Genomic DNA, 17,502 nt, shown 5'->3' with positions numbered 1-17,502 from the left:
ACTTTGCCGTGGCCGTGGCGCAAATACCGCACTTTCGAATACATCGTACAAAACTGAACGCCGCTCGGCGAACGCTTGCCGCCGCGGGAACTGACGCGCCTGCAGAAATCCGACGGCCGTACCGAATCTAGGAACGACGATCCTTGCGGCAAAAGAAGAGGGGCGGCGGGTCACCCCGCCGCCCCCTGTCGTCTGCGCCGGCTGGACGCCTACCAGCGCTTGGCGATCGAGACGCCGTAGGTCCTGGGCTCGGTGTAGAACACGTTGCGGAACAGGCCCGAGGAGTCGTCGGTCAGGTAGAAGTCGGTGACGGCCGTCTCGTCGGTGGCGTTCTTCACGAAGGCGCCGATCTCGAGCCCGGCGTCGGGGTTCTCGATGGTGAGCGTCAGGTTGACGTTCTCCCAGCCGCGGATGCGGTCGGCGTCGCTGTTGTAGATCCGGGCGTAGGTCTTGCCCTGCTTGTAGTAGTCGCCGCGCAGCACGGCTTGCCAGGCGTCCGTGAGCTCCATCGTGTACTGGGCGCCCAGCGAGACCGTCCAGTGGGGCGAGTTCGGCAGGTCGTTGCCGTCCAGGTCCACCGGCACGCCTTCCGAGACCAGCCCGCCGAAGGCGTTGGTGCCGGCGGCGATCGCGCCCCCACCGATGTTGGTCCCCGCGCCCGCGGCCGAGGCCAGGGTGCAGACGCCGAGCAGGTTGAACGGATTGGGCGTGAAGCCCGGCACCTGGCCGTTGGAGATGGCGAGCGCCGTCTGCGCCGCCGTGGTGGTCACGACGCAGTTGGAGGCCGCGCTCGACTTCACCAGAGTCAGGCCGGCGATGCCCTGGGTCCGGTTGAAGGTGTCGATCGAGCTGGCGTCCTTGATCTCGCTGTCCAGCCAGCCGATCTGGGCGTTCAGGCGCAGGTTCTCGATGGGTTGCCAGATCGACTCGAACTCCAGGCCCATGACGCGGGCGTCGATGTTCTCGTTGATCGAGGTCCGGTTGATGATCTTCGAGACCTGGTAGCCCTTGTAGTCGTAGTAGAAGCCCGTGAGGTTGAGCTGCAGGGAGCCCCCCATCAGGGTGTTCTTGGTGCCGATCTCGTAGGCGTTGATGAACTCGGGGTCGAAGGTCTCCGGCACGGGCACCACGCCGATCCCCGGGCTGAACGGCGGGTTGAGACCGCCGCCCTTATAGCCGCGGGTGTAGAAGGCGTAGATCAGGGTGTCGTCCGTGAAGCCCAGGTCCGGCTGCCAGTCGAAGCCGAAGCGGCCGGTGGGCTCCTTGAACTTCACCTCCTGGCGGCCGATCGGGATCGGACCCTGGCCCGGAACGCCGAGCGCGACGGAGTGGGCGATCACCCGCTTGTCGTCGACCGTGTAGCGCAGGCCGAGCGTCCACTTGAAGGTTTCGCTCATGTCCCAGTAGAGCTCGCCGAAGGCGGCGTAGGACAGCAGCCGGTATGGGCCGTAACTGTCGTAGTAGTTGTGGCCAAGGCGGGTCGGGTCGGCGTTGGGGTCGACGGACACGCAGGGCGCCCCGCCAACGCAGTTCGGGTTGCCGGTCGTGAGCAGGTTGTTGATCTGGTAGTAGCCGGTCCCGGTGTTGAACATGACGTAGTAGTCGCCGGTCGACTTGTACTTCGTCATCATGGCGCCGACGTTGTAGTTCAGCGGCCCCTCGAAGTTGGACTGGAACCGCACCTCGTGGCTCCACTGCTCGGTGTAGGCCGAGGAGATGTCGCTGGTGGTGAACCGGTTCTGCGCGCCGTTCTGCGGATCGTTGATGACGCCCCCGGGGAACAGCGCGCCGTAGAGCGCTGCATAGCCGCCCGGGATGGGCGCGGCCGCGAACGCGTTGACCGGGTTCGGCGTGGTGTTGAACGTCGTGGAGGGCAGGTAGCGGTTGTAGTCCTGCCGCGTGTAGAGCTTGTAGTAGGTGTAGGCGCTCAGCCAGTTCATCGTCACGTTCTCGGTGACGTCGAACTCGGCGTTGAACTCGTAGATGTCGGTCTTCGACTTGTAGATCGGGTCGAACAGCGACTCGATGTCCCGCACGTCGGGCGTCTGCATCTTGCCGGCGTAGGCGTCCCCGGTCTGGAAGCCGCCGAGCGCGCCGAACAGGCCGCCCAGCGTGGCCTGGGAGTTCACCGTGCCCAGGGCGCTCGGGTCGTAGAGCGAGGTGGGCAGGCAGCCCTGGCTGAACAGGCCGCGCTGGATCTGCCCCACAGGCGGGATGGCCGAATAGCCGAGGCCGCCGATGTTGGCCGGGCCGGGATCCTTGGTGCAGAGCTGCTTGCCGATCCGCGAGCGGTTGTCGTCCTCCTCGAAGTGGTCGAACAGCAGCCAGCTGCGGAAATTGTCGGTCGGCGAGAACGACAGGGTGGCGCGCGCGCCCCACAGGTCGCGGTCGTCGGCGTCGTTGCCGGTGGCCAGGTTCTCGCCGTAGCCGTCCCGCTTCAGGTAGTTGCCGGCGACGCGCAGGGCGAACATGTCGCCCAGGGGCATGTTCACCATGCCGCGCAGCTTGATGGAGTTGTAGTTGCCGTACTCGGCCCGGGCGTGGGCCTGGAACGAGTCGGTGGGCTTGGCGGTGATCAGGTTGACCACGCCGCCGGTGGCGTTCCGGCCGTAGAGGGTGCCCTGCGGACCGCGGAGCACTTCGACGCGCTCCATGTCGTAGAATTCGGTCTCGAACAGGTTGTTGGCGATCAGCGGGGCGTTGTTCAGGTGGATGCCGGTGCCGGCGTCGCCCGAGGCGGCCACCAGCTTCGAACCGATCCCGCGGATCTGGAAGTTGTAGCCGGTGAAGTTCCCCTTGGAGAAGTTCACGTTCGGCACGGCGAGAACCAGGTTCGGGCCGCCGTCGATCTTGGCCTTCTCTAGCGATTCCTGGTTGAAGGCCGACACGGCGATCGGCACGTCCTGCAGCGCTTCCTCGCGCTTCTGGGCCGTGACGACGAGCTCCTCGATCACCGCCTGGGCCGCCGCCGGCGTGGAGGCGGCCATGGCCGCGAGGGAAGCGCCGGCCACGAGCATGCGACGCAAGGTGATTGCTTTGTCCATCGGTTCCTCCCAACACGCCGGGCTCTTTTGGCCCGTGACGTTCGCCGCTCGCGGAAATGCGCTGGGGGGTGCGGCGAGTCCCCCCGACAGCCATGGCCAAGCACGCGGTAGAGGAGGGTTCCTGTCAACAGAACATCGTTAGCCAATCGCTGATTAGATAGCCGGCTGTGACAAAATTGGCGAAGCAGCGGACCTAACGTAAAGGGGCGGCGGGTCTCCCCGCCGCCCCCTGACAGGCCGTTTTGTACCTGCTCGTCAGAACCGATACTGCAACTCGACCCCGTAGGTGCGCGGGAAATTGAGGATCACGGTCCGGCGCGGTCCCACCGCGGTCGGCGAGCCGGCGGTCGAGCTCTGGTAGCCGACCTCGTCGAAGGCGTTCTTCACGTAGCCGATGACGGTGTAGCGGTCCTCCCCGTCCTTCCAGAGCATCCGGAAGTCGGCGATCTCGAAGGCCGGCGAGGTGTAGACCGGGTTGTTGAAGATCGTGGACTGCTGGTCGTCGGTCCAGGTGTAGGTCCCGCTGGCGATCAGGCTGCCGGCGTCGAACTCCCAGGTGTAGGTGGCGCCGACGGTCACCTTGTGCTTCGGCGTCAGCGGCAGGGCGTTGCCCACCAGGGACTGCGGCTGGCTGCCGTTGGCGAGTGGCGCGCCGGACGGACGCGCCCCCGGGGCTAGGGCCCGCGGGTCGGGCGTGTCGACGAAGCAGCAGCCCTCCGTCACCTCGGCGTTGAGGTAGGCGTAGTTCATCAGGAGCTGCAGGTTGTCGACCGGGGCCCACTGGGCCTCGAACTCCGCGCCCCAGACTTCGGCATCGAGATTCAGGAAGCGGCTGCCGGTGATGTTGCCGAGCGCCACGGTGAGCGGCGTCTGGAAGCCCTTGTAGTCGGAGAAGAAGAGCGCGCTGTTCACCTGCAGCCTGCGGCCGAAGTTCTTCTTCGCCCCAAGCTCATAGGAGTCCACGTACTCCGGGTCGGCGTAGGGGCTGGGGGTCAGGCCGTTCGAGCCCAGCCAGCCGCCCGACTTGTAGCCGCGGCTGTAGCGCGCATAGAGGTTGGTGTCCGAGTCCGGCTCCCACTGGACGCCGAGGGTGCCGGTCAGCGCGTCCCAGTCGCCCGACAGGTTGCGGCGCAGCCCGCCGGTCGGGTTCGGGAACAGGTCGGCGGTCAGCGGGTTGGCCGCGCAGGCCGCCAGGGTGAAGCCGCCGCAGACCTGGAACGGCGTGAGGTCCAGCGACAGGCCCTGGGCCACGGAGATCGGCACGCCCGCACCCACCAGGCCCTGCAGCAGGGCCGCGGCGGGGAGGCGCGCCACGTAGCGGGCCACGTCGTAGCCTTCCTTCTCGTCGTAGGTGTAGCGCAGCCCGGCCGTCAGGGTCAGGTTCGGCGCGAACTCCCAGTCGATCTGGCCGAAGGCGGCGTAGGACTTGGTCTCCAGGTGGCCGTCCACATAGAGGAAGGCGCCGCGCGGATTGGCCGGCACCGGCGCGCCGGTCAGGCTCACCGGGTTGAACATGCCCGGGTCGCCGACCACGCGGATGCCCTGCGGCTGGTCGTACTCCTGGTAGTACTGGAACACGCCGACGATCCAGTTCAGCGGCCCGTCGCTGTTCGACGAGAGGTTGATCTCGTTCGACATCCAGCTCTGGCGCTCCTCGTAGAAGGTGCGCGCGTCGGTGGAGACGTTTCTGGCGGTGAACGGCGTCAGCGGGCCCGGCCCGTCGAGGTCGGGGAACGGCAGGTCCTGCGGCCCGACGCGCGGCGTCAGGTCGGAGTCCGAGGAGGTGTTGTAGTCGTACTGCTGGTAGCCGCCGAGGTACTTGAGCGTGCCCCAGCCGAGGTCGTGGGTGACGTCCAGGTGGACCCGGTGGTGGTTGTCCAGCGAGCCGTAGGCGTCGTGGTTGGTGTTGATCCGATAGGGGTCGGCCACCGCCGGATTGGTCCCGGTGTAGCCGAGCGCGGTGTTGTAATAGAGCGCCGAGGTGCCCGAGCCGGTGGGCGAGGTCACGTCATACGGCGAGATGATGTTGGTCAGCGTATTGCCGACGCCGTAGCTGTCGTCCCAGTCGAACTTGGAATAGCGCAGCCGCGCGGTGGTGTTCTCGCCGAGGTCGGCCTCGATCTGGAACTCGACCATCCAGCGGTCCACCTCGGCGGTGTCGCGCGCCGGCCCGATGTTCTTGATGAAGCCCTCGCCGCGCTTCTCCATCGAGGCGCCCACCAGGAAGCGCAGGTTCGGGGCGATCGGCCCGCGGATCAGGCCGTCCACGCGGTAGGACTCGTAGTTGCCGACCTGGGCGCGGACCTCGCCCTCGAAGTCCTCGGTGGGACGCTTGGCGATGACGTTCATCGCGCCGCCGATGGAGTTGCGGCCGTAGAGGGTGCCCTGCGGCCCGCGCAGGATCTCCGTCCGCTCGATGAACAGCGGCGGCGTGGAGGCGTCCGCCATGGAGTTGGAGAAGATGCCGTCCGAATAGAGCGCCACCGACGGGTCGGTGCCGATCGCATTGGTCAGGCGGCCGAAACCGCGGATCGAGAGGCGGTCGTTGTTGGTGTAGCTGAGCGAGGGTGTGATCCGCGCCAGGTCCTCGACGGTGTTCACGCCCAGGATGTCGCGGCGCTCGCTTGTGTAGGCGGTGACGGCCACCGGCACGTCCTGCAGCGACTGCTCGCGCTTCTCGGCGGTGACCACCAGTTCCTGGATCTCGGTCTGTGCGAGCGCCGGCTGAGCGACGGCGCCGAGCGTCATGGCGGACGCGCCCGCGACAAGCAGGCTCCGCAGGTGCAGAGTTTTTGACATTCGTTTTCTCCCAGAGGCGCCCGGGTTCTGTTGGCCCGGTTTTTCGCCGAATGGCTCAAGCTCAGCCGGGAGCGGGGTTCTGTCAACGCCCGCGGGAGCGGGAAAACGCGCCGGAATTCAATCTTCGCGACGAATCTCGTCCAGCAGCGACGCTTCCGTTGCGGAAGTTTCGAGGAATATAACGCCGTTACGGCGTCGCTAGACTTTGAACGTCCGGTATCGCGCCGCTGTTGCACCTGCGTTGAGCTTCGCGCCTTCCCAAGTGATTCTTGCTCACCCACGGCCGTCGAATGGCGGGCCCCTGGCTTCCCCCGCGGCGCCTCAGGGCGCATATGGGGCCGATGATCGAGACCACCGGCGCCCTCGTCCTGTTCTCCGGCGGACAGGATTCCACCGTCTGCCTCGCCTGGGCCCTCGAGCGCTATCCGCGCGTCGAGACGGTCGGCTTCGACTACGGCCAGCGCCACGCCGTCGAGCTCCAGGCCCGCCAGGCCGTGCGCGCCCGCATGGCCGGGGCCTTCCCCGACTGGGCGTCGCGCCTGGGCGAGGACCACATGCTGGAGATGCGCGGCTTCGGCGCCATCGGCGACACCGCCATGACCGGCGAGCGGGCGTTTGAGATCACCGCCAAGGGCCTGCCCTCCACCTATGTGCCGGGCCGCAACCTCGTCTTCCTCACCTACGCCGCCGCGCTGGCCGACCGGCGGGGGCTGCAGGTGCTGGTGGGCGGCATGTGCGAGACCGACTTCTCCGGCTATCCGGACTGTCGGCGCGAGGCCATCGACGCCATGGAACAGGCGCTGAACCTCGGCATGGCTCAGGACTTCCGCATCGAGACGCCGCTCATGCGGCTCACCAAGGCCGAGACCTGGGCGCTGGCCAAGGGGCTCGGCGGCGAGCCGCTGGTCGAGCTCATCCTGGAGGAGAGCCACACCTGCTACCGCGGCGAGCGCGAGGTGCGCCGCCCCTGGGGCTACGGCTGCGGGACCTGCCCGGCCTGCGAGCTGCGCGCCCGCGGCTACGAGGGCTGGGTCGCCCAGGACCGCCCGGTGCTGCGCCCGGGAGCCGTCGAGGCATGAGCTACGCGGTGAAGGAGATCTTCCTGACCCTGCAGGGGGAGGGCGGCCAGGCCGGTCGTCCGGCCGTGTTCTGCCGCTTCTCCGGCTGCAACCTCTGGAGCGGCCGCGAGCAGGATCGGGCGAGCGCCGTCTGCACCTTCTGCGACACCGACTTCGTGGGCATGGACGGTGCCGGCGGCGGCCGCTTCGCCACGGCCGACGACCTCGCCCGGGCGGTCGAGGCGGCCTGGCAGGGCGGGGCGGAGAACCGGCTCGTGGTGCTTACCGGCGGCGAGCCCCTGCTGCAGGTGGACGAGGCCGTGGTGGCGGCGCTGCACGCGCGAGGCTTCTCCATCGCGCTCGAGACCAACGGCACCCTTCCGGTCCCGCCCGGCGTCGACTGGATCTGCGTCAGCCCCAAGGCCGATGCGCCCGTGGTCCAGACCCGCGGCCAAGAGCTGAAGCTGGTCTATCCCCAGGCCGGCGTCGATCCGGCCCGCTTCGAGGGCCTGGATTTCGAGCGCTTCCTGCTGCAGCCGATGGACGGTCCCGACCGCGAGGCCAACACCCGCGCGGCCATCGCCTATTGCCTTGCCCACCCCCGCTGGCGTTTAAGCGTCCAGACCCACAAATACCTCGGCATCGCCTGAGGCCTCCCGCCCAGGCTGCCCCTGACCTTTCCCATGACCGCCCACATCTTCGAGATCACCAAGACCGCGACCTTCGACGCGGCGCACTACATCGCCGAGGGGCCGGAGCACCGGCCCTACACGAACCTGCACGGCCACTCTTTCAAGGTGGAGGCGACCGTCGCCGGCCCCGCCCAGGAGCCGGTGGGCTGGGTCGCCGACTTCGCCGATCTCGACCAGGCGCTGAAGGCCGTGGCGGCCGAGCTCGACCACGGCCTGCTCAACGACAAGCCGGGCCTCGAGCGGCCGACCCTCGAGCACATCTGCCTCTACTTCGCCGAACGGCTGAAGACGCAGTTCCCGGGCCTCTCGCGCATCGTGGTCTCGCGCCCGACGATCGGCGAGAGCTGCGCGATGCGGGTCGCCTAGCGCTCGTCCTTGTCGCCGCCGCCGGGGACGACGGCGCCCACCACCATCCCTGCGCCCTTGGCGGTGGTCTTCACGGCCGCGCCGGTGACTCCTACGGCGGTGCCCACCACCGCGCCCGTGGCGGCGACGGCCAGGCAGCCCGACAGGCTGAAGCCCGCGAGCGTGAGCACGGCGGCGCGGAAGAGGGACTTGGCGGTCATCTGAAGGTTCCCCGGACTTTGGCGCGGATACTGCCCCAGGCCCGGCGCCGAAACATGGCGATCAGCTGCGGCCTTTCGCAGCGCCGGGGCTGTAGGCTCCGCCGCCGGTCTGGCCCCGGTGGCGCAGGAAGGCGTCGGCGAGCACGCAGGCGACCATGGCCTCCACCACCGGCACGGCCCGGATGCCGACGCAGGGATCGTGGCGGCCCTTGGTGCGCAGCTCGATCTCCTCGCCCTGCTCGTTCAGGCTCTTGCGGGGCGTGAGGATCGAGGAGGTCGGCTTGAAGGCCACCCGCGCGGTCACCGCCTGGCCCGTCGAGATGCCGCCCAGCACGCCGCCGGCGTGGTTGGAGGTGAACAGCGGCCCGTCGTTGCCCATCCGCATCTCGTCGGCGTTCTCCTCGCCCGAGAAGGCGGCCGAGGCGAAGCCCGCGCCGATCTCCACGCCCTTGGCGGCGTTGATCGACATCAGCGCGCCCGCCAGTTCGGCGTCGAGCTTGCCGTAGACCGGCGCGCCCCAGCCCGCCGGCACGCCCTGGGCCTCCACGGCCACCACGGCGCCGGTGGACGAGCCCGACTTGCGCACCGTCTCCAGATGCGCCTCCCACACGGGGACCGTCTCCGGGTCCGGGCACCAGAAGGGGTTGTCACCGGTGCGGGCGAAATCGATCCGCTCGGGCGCCACCGCGTGCGGGCCGATCTGCACCACCGCGCCGCGGATGGTGACGCCCTGCAGGATCTTGCGGGCGATCGCGCCAGCCGCCACCCGCGCGGCGGTCTCCCGCGCCGACTGGCGCCCGCCGCCGCGGTAGTCGCGCACGCCGTACTTGGCGAAATAGGCGTAGTCGGCGTGGCCGGGCCGGAAGGCCTGGGCGATCTCGGAATAGTCCTTCGACCGCTGGTCGGTGTTCTCGATCATCAGCGAGATCGGGGTGCCGGTGGTCACCTGGCCGCCGGAGCGCTCGTCCTCGAACACGCCGGAGAGGATGCGCACCGCGTCCGGCTCCTGGCGCTGGGTGACGAACTTGCCCTGGCCCGGCCGGCGCTGGTCGAGCCACACCTGGATGTCCTCGGCGGTCAGCGGGATCCCCGGCGGGCACCCGTCCACCACGCAGCCCAGCGCCGGCCCGTGGCTCTCGCCCCAGGTCGTCACGCGGAACAGGTGGCCGAAGGTGTTGTGCGACATGGCGGCGCTTCTAGCCCATCCCTCCCGCTCGGGGGAGGGGGAGGATCACGCCGCCCAGGCGGCCGCGAACCGGCGCAGCAGCTTGCGGGCCGCGGAGTCGGTGGAGCTCTTCATCGGCGAAAGCCTGAGGAACAGGTGCCCCTGGCCGTGGCGGCCGCGGGCGGGCAGGCCCTGGCCCTCCAGCCGCACCAGGCCGCGTTCGCCGGCCTTGCGGGTCACCCAGACGATCCGGCGCCCGATCGGCGTGTCCAGCGCCAGGCGTCCGCCCTCGGCTAGGGTGCGCGGCGGCACCGGGACGGTCAGCCAGAGGTCGTCGCCGCGCACCATGATGTCGCCTTCGCCGCGGACGGTGACGGTGAGCTGGCTCTCGCCCGCCCGCACTGTGTCGCCGGTGCGCAGGCCGGGCGGCAGGGTGAGGCGGATCGTGCGCCCGTCGGCGAGGCGGTGGTCGGCCGCGCCGCCCTGCATGGCGGTGAGCGGCGAGATCGACAGCGCCGTCTCGGCCGGCGTCCACCGCGCCGGCGGCTGGACGATGCGCTCGGCGGGCCGGCCGGCGTGCTGCAGCAGGTGATAGGCGTCCACCACCTGCCGGAACCGCTCGGCCGAGCCGCCGCGCCGGTCGGGGTGGGCGCGCTTGGCGGCCTCGCGGAAGGCGCGGCGGATCTCGCCCGGCCCGGCCAGCGGGCCCACGCCCAGCGCATCGCGGGCGGCCCTTGCGGTCATCGGGGAAGCGGCGTCGGCCATGCCAGGGAGGGAACCCGAACATGGTGAATGCCGCGTTACGTCTCGCCGTCGGCGCGCCGGCCGCGCTATATGCCGCGCGAGATGACCGACAAGACCCTGATCCCCGCCTCGCCCAGCGAAGACGACTACGTCCGGCAGGTCACCACCGCCGAGCCGCCGCCGCTGCTCACCGAGACGGATCCCTTCGCCCTGTTCTCCGAATGGCTGAAGGAGGCGCTCGCCAAGGAGCCGAACGACGCCAACGCCATGGCGATCGCCACCGCCGACGCCGACGGCCTGCCCGATGTGCGGATGGTGCTGCTGAAGGACGTCGATCCGGCCGGGTTCGTCTTCTACACCAACCTGGAGAGCGCCAAGGGCCGCCAGCTCGCGGCCAATCCCCAGGCCGCCCTGCTGTTCCACTGGAAGTCCCTGCGCCGCCAGGTCCGCGTCCGCGGGACCGTCTCGCCGGTGACGCCCGAGGAGGCCGACGCCTACTTCGCCACCCGGGCCCGCCCGGCCCAGCTCGGCGCCTGGGCGTCGGACCAGTCGCGGCCGCTCGCCGACCGGCTGGGGCTGGAGAAGAGGATCGCCGAGGTCGGCCTGCGCTTCGGCCTCGGCAAGGTGCCGCGCCCGCCGCACTGGTCGGGCTTCCGCGTGGCGCCGCGCACCATCGAGTTCTGGCGCGACCGGCCCTTCCGCCTGCACGAGCGGCTGGTGTTCGAGCGCGCCGGCGACGGCTGGACCACCCACAGGCTCTATCCTTGAGCGGCGCCGAGGCTCCGACCGGGGGCGCCGAGGCCGAGGTCGTCCGCTGGCTGACCAGCCAGGTCGGCAAGCCCATCGAGACCGCCATCTCCCGGGTCTTCCTGGGGGAGACCCTGGCCTACAAGCTGAAGCGCCACGTCTCCTTGGGATACGTCGAGTTCGGCACGCCCGAGCGCCGGCTCTGGGCCCTGGAGCGCGAGCTCGCCTTCAACGCCCGCACCTGCGACATCTACCGCCGCCTGCGGCCGATCACCCGTGCGGCCGGCGGCGGGCTGGAGTGGGAGGGGCCGGGCGAGGTCGTCGACTACGCCCTGGAGATGCGCCGCTTCGATGACGACGCCGTGCTCTCGAAGACCCCCGACGCCATCGACGGCGATATGGCGGAGGCGCTGGGCCGCACCATCGCCGGCTTTCACGCCAAGGCGCCGTTGAAGCCGCAGGGCGGGCTCACCGCGCTCGCCTTCACCATCGGCTCCAACGCCCAGCTGCTGCGCGAGCTCGCCCCGGAGCTGGGCGCGGAGAAGGTGGAAGAGCTCGTCACGCGGACCGAGGCCGAGTTCGAACGCCACACCCCGATGCTCGCCCACCGCAGCGCCACGGGCTTCGCCCGCCAGTGCCACGGCGACCTGCACCTGGGGAACATCCTGGTGGAGGACGGCCGCCCGGTGCTGTTCGACTGCATCGAGTTCAACGACCTTCTGTCCGACCTCGACGTCCAGTACGACCTCGCCTTCCTGCTGATGGACCTGGACTTCCGCGGCCGGCGCGACGCCGCGGTCCGCGTGCTCTCGGCCTATCTCGACGAGGCCGCCCGCAGCTTCCCGCCGGAGCTCTGGGACGGGATCGCCGCCCTGCCGCTGATGCTCTCCGTGCGCGCCGGCGTCCGCGCCCACGTCATGGCCCACAGCGCCGACCCCGAGACGGCCCGCCGCTACGTGGAGGCCGGCATCGCGCATCTCTCGCCCCCGCCGGCCCGCCTGCTGGCCGTGGGCGGCCTCTCGGGGTCGGGCAAGTCCACCTTCGCCCGCGCCGTGGCGCCCGCGCTCGGGGCCTCGCCCGGCGCGGTGATCCTGCGCACCGACGAGATCCGCAAACGGCTGCTGAACGTGCCGCCCACCCAGCGGATGGAGCCGGCGATCTACACGCCGGATTTCTACGCGAAGACCTACGACACCATGGTCGGCAACGCCCGCGCCCTGCTGCGGGCCGGCGCCTCGGTGGTGCTCGACGCCACCTTCATCGATCCCGGCCTGCGCGGCCGCGCCGAGGCGCTGGCCCGCGAATGCGGCGTCCCGTTCGAGGGCGTCTGGCTGGACGCCCCGGCCGAGGTGCTGGAGGCGCGCGTCTCGGGCCGCACCCACGATGCGTCGGACGCCACGCTCGAGGTGCTGCGCGACCAGATCGCCCGCGTGGGCGACGACATCGCCTGGACCCGCGTGGATGTCACGGGGCCTGCGGAGCCCGCCGCCGCGGCCTGGCTTCAGGGCGCTTTCGCGTAGCCGATCCGCTTGCCGGCGCTCTCCGAGCACCACAGGTTCTCGAGGTCGAACATGATCCGGTGCAGGTGGAAGTCCGCAACGCCGGTCAGCGGATATTCCAGCACCCCGTCGTCCTCCATCCGGCAGATCGAGGCCCGTCCGGAGACCGGGAACCACACCGTGTTCCCGCCGCCGGCGCAGAGGTCGAGCGGCGTCATGCCCGGCTGCAGCCGGTACTCGACGATGGTGAACTCGTCCTTGATGCGGCCGATCACCCGCCGGCCGATGTCCACGTAGAACACCTCGCCCGAGGGATGGCGGATCATCCGCTCCACCGCCGCGCCTTCGGGCAGGGTGTAGTGATTGCCGCGCCGGCCGTCCTCGGTGGAGATCCGCACCAGCTCGCCCTTGGCGAAGCACCACAGCCAGTCGCCGCCGGTCGTGTCGGCGAGGGCCTCCACGCCGTAGAGGTCCGTGCCGATCTCGCGGACCTCGTCGTCGCCGGTCAGCTCGTAGATCTCCGGACGTCCGAAGGCGGCCGCATAGCTGCGGTACGGCCCGCCGGTGATCGCCGCCGGCTGCGCCTTGTTCCCGCAGTCGATCAGCGGACCGAAGGTCCCGTCCTCGAAGACCCGGCCGATGGCGTTCTTCTTCGGCAGGGTGAACCAGAAGCCGCCCTTGCCCCCCGCCGCGCGCGACAGGAACATCGGCGAGCCGCCGCCGGGGACGGCGAACTTGCTGACCGAGCCGTCGCCGTTCAGCCGGCCGATCGCCCCGGCCGCCGTGAACCAGCGCTGGTTCTGGTAGCCCCACTGCATGTCGCCGGGATCCTTCAGGGCCGGGTAGGCCGTGAACGTCAGCGGCGTGGGCGACAGCCAGTGGACGGCGGGTACGGATGAATATTCCATGGGCCCCAGCTTAATCGTGAAACGGCGTTCGGTGGCAATCCGCGCCGCGCCGAAGGGGGACCAGATGATCGACCGCATGACGACCGCCGCACTCGCCGCGGCGCTGGGAGCGTCCGCGCAACCCGCGGTGGCCCAGGCTCCCGCCCCGCCGCAGGCCTCCTGCCAGGCCGGCGGCGCGGGCTACTTCGAGTTCCCGCAGTATCCGGGCGGCGGGCTCCTCACCATCGCCCTCTTCAAGTCCCCCACCCATGTCATGATCCACTCGCCGGGACCGCCGCAGGGGCCCCAGGCCAACTACTCGGCCAACATCAAGGCCATCCTGCCGGGCGGCCAGGAGCACGTCTTCGCGTTCGACCGGCCCGGGACCTACATCGTCGAGGCGATCCGGATCGAGGCCGGGACCGTGCCCGTCCCCAACAAGGTCGTGGGCTGCATCTCGGTGGTCCGCTGACGCCGCTTCCGTTTGCGTCCAAGCCCTTGAGAAACTAGCGTATCGCGAAGTGAACAAAGATTAGTTGGGAGAACGTTCGATGCAGGGCCGGATGCAGGATTGGCCGCTCACGGTGGACAGGATCCTGGACCACGCCAAGGCCTGGCACGGCGGGTCGGAAGTGGTCAGCCGCTCGATCGAAGGGCCGATCGCGCGCACCACCTACGCCGCCATCCACGAGCGGGCGAAGCGGCTCTCGAACGCTCTGAAGGCCATGGGCGTCGGCCACGGCGACCGCGTCGCGACCCTCGCCTGGAACACCGGCCGCCACATCGAGGCCTGGTACGGCGTGATGGGCATCGGGGCGGTCTGCCACACGCTCAACCCGCGGCTGTTCGCCGACCAGCTCTGCTACATCGTCAACCACGCCGAGGATAAGGTCCTCTTCACGGACCTCACCTTCCTGCCGATCCTCGCCGGGCATCGCGACAAGATGCCGACGGTGAAGCACTTCGTGGTCATGACGGATCGCGAGGGGATGAAGGGCGTCGACTTCCCCGGCGCCCTCTGCTTCGAGGACCTGATCGAGCAGAACTCGCCCGACATCGCCTGGGGCGGCTTCGGCGAGGAGACGCCGGCCGGGCTCTGCTACACCTCGGGCACGACCGGCAATCCGAAGGGCGTGCTCTACACCCACCGGTCCAACTTCCTGCACACCCTCGTCACCATGGGCACCGACGTCATGGGCCTGTCGGCGACCGACGTGGTGCTGCCGGTGGTGCCGATGTTCCACGCCAACGCCTGGGGCCTGGCCTTCTCCTGCCCGGCCGTGGGCGCGAAGATGGTCATGCCCGGCGCCAAGCTCGACGGGGCCTCGGTGCACGAACTCCTGGAGACCGAGGGCGTCACCTTCTCGGCCGCCGTGCCGACGGTGTGGCAGATGCTGCTCACCCACCTGCGCGAGACCAAGGGCAAGCTCACCACGCTGAAGCGCGTGGTCATCGGCGGCTCGGCGGTGCCCGAGGCCATCGTCCGCGGCTTCCGCGACGAGTTCGGCGTCTCCGTCACCCACGCCTGGGGCATGACCGAGACCTCGCCGCTCGGCACGCTCGCCACCCCCACCCGCGCCATCTCGATGATGAGCGACGACGAGCAGCTCCGCTTCACCCTGAAGCAGGGCCGCCCGCCGGTGGGCATGGAGCTGAAGCTGGTCAACGACGCCGGCGAGCCCCTGCCGCACGACGGGACCACCTTCGGCCGGCTGATGGTCCGCGGGCCCTTCGTGGTCGGCGAGTACTTCAAGGGCGACGGCGGCGAGATCCTCGACGCGGACGGCTTCTTCGACACCGGCGACGTGGCCACCATCGACGAGTTCGGCTTCATGCAGATCACCGACCGCGCGAAGGACGTGATCAAGTCCGGCGGCGAGTGGATCAGCTCCATCGAGATCGAGAACCTGGCCATGGGCCATCCGAAGGCCGCCATCTGCGCGGTGATCGGCGCGGCCCACCCGAAGTGGGACGAGCGGCCGGTCCTGCTGGTGAAGCTGAAGGACGGCGAGACCGCCACCAAGGAGGAGTTCCTCCAGTTCCTGGAGGGCAAGATCGCCAAGTGGTGGACGCCTGACGACGTGGTCTTCGTCGACGAGATCCCGCTGGGCGCCACCGGCAAGATCGATAAGAAGCTGATCCGCCAGCGGATGGAGGGCTACGTCCTGCCCACGGCCAAGCAGCCCGTCACGGCATGAGCGGCGTGCGGCCGGCGACGGAAGCCGACCATCCGGAGATCGTGGCGCTGACCAACCGCGCCTTCCGTCAGACGGGGCCGCAGGCGAGCTGGAACGTCGAGGATATGATCGCCGGCGACCGGATCACCGCCGAGCTCCTGCGCCAGGATCTCGCGGACAAGCCGCACGCCCACCTGCTGATCTGGCGCAACGAGGGCGGCGACCACCTGGGCCACGTCTGGCTTGAGCCGGCGGACGCCGGGACCTGGTATCTCGGCCTGCTCACCGTCCGCCCCGACCGCCAGGGCCGCAAGCTCGGCCGGGCCCTGCTCGGCGCGGCCGAGGAGTACGCCCGCGAGCGCGGGGCCGCCCGCATGCGCATGACGGTCATCAACCGGCGCGACAGCCTGATCGCCTGGTACCTGCGCCGCGGCTACCAGCTCACCGGAGAGACCCGGCCCTTCCCCTACGGCGACGACCGCTTCGGCCGCCCGACGCGGGACGACCTCGCCTTCGTGGTCCTGGAGCGGGCGCTCTAGAGCTTCCCGCGCTCGCGCAGCAGGTCGATCAGCAGGCGCTCGGCGACCGCCAGCGCGTGATCGTCCGGCGCTAGCGGCCGGCTCGCCCCGCCGTGGTCGCAGCGGACGTGGACCGCCCCGCCCGTCACGATCCATTCGCCCCAGTAGGTCAGGTCGCCGAACTGGGCGGTGAGCGGCTCCCAGAGCCGCATGCCGGGCATGGCCTCAGGCCAGGCGGTAGGTGCTGTCGGGGCCCGGCTCTCCGTCCGCCGCCAGCACGCCCTGCCGCGTCAGGTGGATCATCGCCGCCAGCATGGATCGCGCCGCCGCCGGATGGAGGCGCGCGTCCACGTCGGCGTAGAGCCGGGGCACCAGGTCGCGGATCCTCGCCGGCCCGCTGGCCAGGGCCGTGGTGATCTGGTCCATCCGCTCCTGGCGGTGGGCGATGTAGGCGTCGATGAACGGCCGGACCTCGCGGATCGGCGCCCCATGGGTGGGCCACAGGGTGGAGAAGCCCCGCTCGCGGATGTCCTGCAGGCTCTGCAGGTAGGCGGTCATGTCCCCGTCGGGCGGGGTGATGACGGTGGTCGACCAGCCCATGATGTGGTCGCCGGAGAACAGGCAGTTCTCCTCCTTCAGCCCATAGCAGAGGTGGTTGGAGGTGTGGCCGGGGGTGGGGATCGCCTCCAGCGTCCAGCCGGGCCCGGCGATCTCGCCGCCGCCGCACAGGCTGACGTCGGGACGGAAGCCCGCGTCGTGGCCGGCCTCCATCCTCACCTCGCCGTCGTCCTCGTCCGGGGTCGCCACCGCGCAGCCGTAGATCGCCGCCCCGGTCCGCGCCTTCAGCGCTCCGGCCAGAGGGGAGTGGTCGGAGTGGTGGTGGGTGATCACGATGTGGGTCACCCGCTCGCCCGGGATCGCCGCCAGGATCGCCTCCAGGTGCGCCGGGTCGTCGGGGCCCGGATCGATCACCGCCACCTCGTCGCGGCCGACGATGTAGGTGCCGGTGCCCACATAGGTGAACGGACCCGGATTGTTGGCGATCACCCGCCGGATCAGCGGGCTGAGCTGATCGCAGCGGCCGTACTCGAAGGCGATGTCCCGGACGTAGGGGATCATCAGCCGAGCACGCCGGAGAGGTCGTAGCCGGCCTGGCGGCCCAGCGCCTTCAGCTCGTCGCGGCCGCGGGCGCCGGAGACCGCCTGGCCCAGCGACCAGGTGGTGATGGAGCGGGTTCCCGAGCGGCAGTAGGCCAGCACCGGGGCGGGGGCCTCGGCCAGGATGCGGTTGGTGGTCTCCACCTGCTCCGGCGTCGGCGAGCCGCGCACCGGCACGTGGAAGTACGCGAGCCCCGCGGCCTTGGCGGCGGCCTCGATCTGGTGGCCCGAGGGCTGCCCGGGCTCCTCGTTGTCGGGGCGGTTGTTGATGATCGTCCTGAAACCCTGCCGCGCGGCCTCCTCCACGTCGTCGACGCTGATCTGCGGCGCCACGGAGATATCCTCGGTGACGGGTCTGAAGTCGGCCATGACTGCACTCTTCGCTGGGGGGCGGGGGTTCGTTGACATCATCGGAGCCCGGTGAAACTTTCGCAACGCCCCGCCCTCCA

17 protein-coding genes are annotated in these 17,502 nt (G+C 70.0%); 8 read left to right on the top strand and 9 right to left on the bottom strand.

The window, feature by feature from the left end; genetic code table 11:
• Positions 1-209: 209 nt before the first annotated feature.
• Together VM685_RS04325 and VM685_RS04320 are read right to left on the bottom strand one after the other, a co-directional pair.
• Positions 210-3,044 (bottom strand): TonB-dependent receptor, encoded by a 2,835-nt coding sequence (locus VM685_RS04325; protein WP_325458892.1) that lies wholly within the window; start codon positions 3,042-3,044, stop codon positions 210-212.
• Between the two features lie 255 nt (positions 3,045-3,299).
• Positions 3,300-5,843 carry a TonB-dependent receptor gene (locus tag VM685_RS04320; protein ID WP_325458891.1) on the bottom strand — a complete coding sequence of 848 codons (2,544 nt, stop codon included), beginning with the start codon at positions 5,841-5,843 and terminating at the stop codon, positions 3,300-3,302.
• A 332-nt stretch (positions 5,844-6,175) separates the two neighbouring features.
• Here VM685_RS04320 and queC point away from each other — a divergent pair, with 332 nt between their 5' ends.
• Genes queC through queD form a run of 3 tightly spaced genes read left to right on the top strand, consistent with a single transcriptional unit; the run spans position 6,176 to position 7,959 of the window.
• On the top strand, positions 6,176-6,922 hold the full coding sequence (gene queC / locus VM685_RS04315) for a 7-cyano-7-deazaguanine synthase QueC (RefSeq protein WP_414693339.1): 747 nt from the start codon (positions 6,176-6,178) through the stop codon (positions 6,920-6,922).
• Positions 6,919-7,551 carry a 7-carboxy-7-deazaguanine synthase gene (queE, locus tag VM685_RS04310; RefSeq protein ID WP_325458889.1) on the top strand — a complete coding sequence of 211 codons (633 nt, stop codon included), beginning with the start codon at positions 6,919-6,921 and terminating at the stop codon, positions 7,549-7,551. The genes queC and queE overlap by 4 nt, the downstream gene beginning before the upstream one ends.
• Positions 7,552-7,584: 33 nt before the next feature.
• A complete protein-coding gene (gene queD, locus VM685_RS04305) occupies positions 7,585-7,959 on the top strand; it encodes a 6-carboxytetrahydropterin synthase QueD (RefSeq protein ID WP_325458888.1) in 375 nt (124 codons plus the stop codon).
• Here the strand turns inward: queD and VM685_RS04300 are convergent.
• The 3 genes from VM685_RS04300 to VM685_RS04290 all read right to left on the bottom strand — a co-directional run bounded on the left by VM685_RS04300 (position 7,956) and on the right by VM685_RS04290 (position 10,089).
• Complete coding sequence (locus VM685_RS04300; RefSeq protein WP_325458887.1) at positions 7,956-8,159, bottom strand: hypothetical protein; 204 nt, start codon at positions 8,157-8,159, stop codon at positions 7,956-7,958. The two genes, queD and VM685_RS04300, sit on opposite strands and share 4 nt — an antisense overlap.
• 61 nt (positions 8,160-8,220) lie before the next feature.
• The gene (gene aroC, locus VM685_RS04295) at positions 8,221-9,345 is read right to left on the bottom strand and encodes a chorismate synthase (protein ID WP_325458886.1); all 1,125 of its coding nucleotides are present in this window, start codon (positions 9,343-9,345) and stop codon (positions 8,221-8,223) included.
• A gap of 45 nt (positions 9,346-9,390) precedes the next feature.
• On the bottom strand, positions 9,391-10,089 hold the full coding sequence (locus VM685_RS04290; RefSeq protein ID WP_325458885.1) for a DnaJ domain-containing protein: 699 nt from the start codon (positions 10,087-10,089) through the stop codon (positions 9,391-9,393).
• A gap of 81 nt (positions 10,090-10,170) precedes the next feature.
• Here VM685_RS04290 and pdxH point away from each other — a divergent pair, with 81 nt between their 5' ends.
• A complete protein-coding gene (pdxH, locus tag VM685_RS04285) occupies positions 10,171-10,836 on the top strand; it encodes a pyridoxamine 5'-phosphate oxidase (RefSeq protein ID WP_325458884.1) in 666 nt (221 codons plus the stop codon).
• The gene (locus tag VM685_RS04280; RefSeq protein ID WP_325458883.1) at positions 10,833-12,335 is read left to right on the top strand and encodes an AAA family ATPase; all 1,503 of its coding nucleotides are present in this window, start codon (positions 10,833-10,835) and stop codon (positions 12,333-12,335) included. Before pdxH ends, VM685_RS04280 begins: the two co-directional genes overlap by 4 nt.
• Here the strand turns inward: VM685_RS04280 and VM685_RS04275 are convergent.
• On the bottom strand, positions 12,317-13,222 hold the full coding sequence (locus VM685_RS04275; protein ID WP_325458882.1) for a hypothetical protein: 906 nt from the start codon (positions 13,220-13,222) through the stop codon (positions 12,317-12,319). The two genes, VM685_RS04280 and VM685_RS04275, sit on opposite strands and share 19 nt — an antisense overlap.
• A 64-nt stretch (positions 13,223-13,286) precedes the next feature.
• Here VM685_RS04275 and VM685_RS04270 point away from each other — a divergent pair, with 64 nt between their 5' ends.
• The 3 genes from VM685_RS04270 (at position 13,287) to VM685_RS04260 (ending at position 15,917) form a co-directional block, all read left to right on the top strand.
• On the top strand, positions 13,287-13,673 hold the full coding sequence (locus VM685_RS04270) for a hypothetical protein (protein WP_325458881.1): 387 nt from the start codon (positions 13,287-13,289) through the stop codon (positions 13,671-13,673).
• 79 nt (positions 13,674-13,752) lie between these two features.
• Positions 13,753-15,399, top strand: coding sequence for a long-chain-fatty-acid--CoA ligase (locus VM685_RS04265; protein WP_325458880.1), 1,647 nt, complete (start codon positions 13,753-13,755; stop codon positions 15,397-15,399).
• Positions 15,396-15,917: a GNAT family N-acetyltransferase gene (locus VM685_RS04260; protein ID WP_325458879.1), complete on the top strand. Its 522-nt coding sequence runs from the start codon at positions 15,396-15,398 to the stop codon at positions 15,915-15,917. Before VM685_RS04265 ends, VM685_RS04260 begins: the two co-directional genes overlap by 4 nt.
• Here the strand turns inward: VM685_RS04260 and VM685_RS04255 are convergent.
• From VM685_RS04255 to VM685_RS04245, 3 genes are read right to left on the bottom strand one after another with little or no spacing between them, the layout of a single operon-like run.
• On the bottom strand, positions 15,914-16,117 hold the full coding sequence (locus VM685_RS04255) for a hypothetical protein (RefSeq protein WP_325458878.1): 204 nt from the start codon (positions 16,115-16,117) through the stop codon (positions 15,914-15,916). The two genes, VM685_RS04260 and VM685_RS04255, sit on opposite strands and share 4 nt — an antisense overlap.
• Positions 16,118-16,121: 4 nt before the next feature.
• Positions 16,122-17,015 (bottom strand): MBL fold metallo-hydrolase, encoded by an 894-nt coding sequence (locus VM685_RS04250; protein ID WP_325458877.1) that lies wholly within the window; start codon positions 17,013-17,015, stop codon positions 16,122-16,124.
• Positions 17,015-17,422, bottom strand: a complete 408-nt coding sequence (locus VM685_RS04245; protein WP_325458876.1) for a TIGR01244 family sulfur transferase — start codon at positions 17,420-17,422, stop codon at positions 17,015-17,017. The genes VM685_RS04250 and VM685_RS04245 overlap by 1 nt, the downstream gene beginning before the upstream one ends.
• Positions 17,423-17,502 lie beyond the last annotated feature (80 nt).

Source organism: Phenylobacterium sp. (assembly GCF_035539035.1).
Taxonomy (GTDB): Bacteria; Pseudomonadota; Alphaproteobacteria; order Caulobacterales; family Caulobacteraceae; genus Phenylobacterium.
This window is presented reverse-complemented; position numbering and strand designations above follow the sequence as displayed.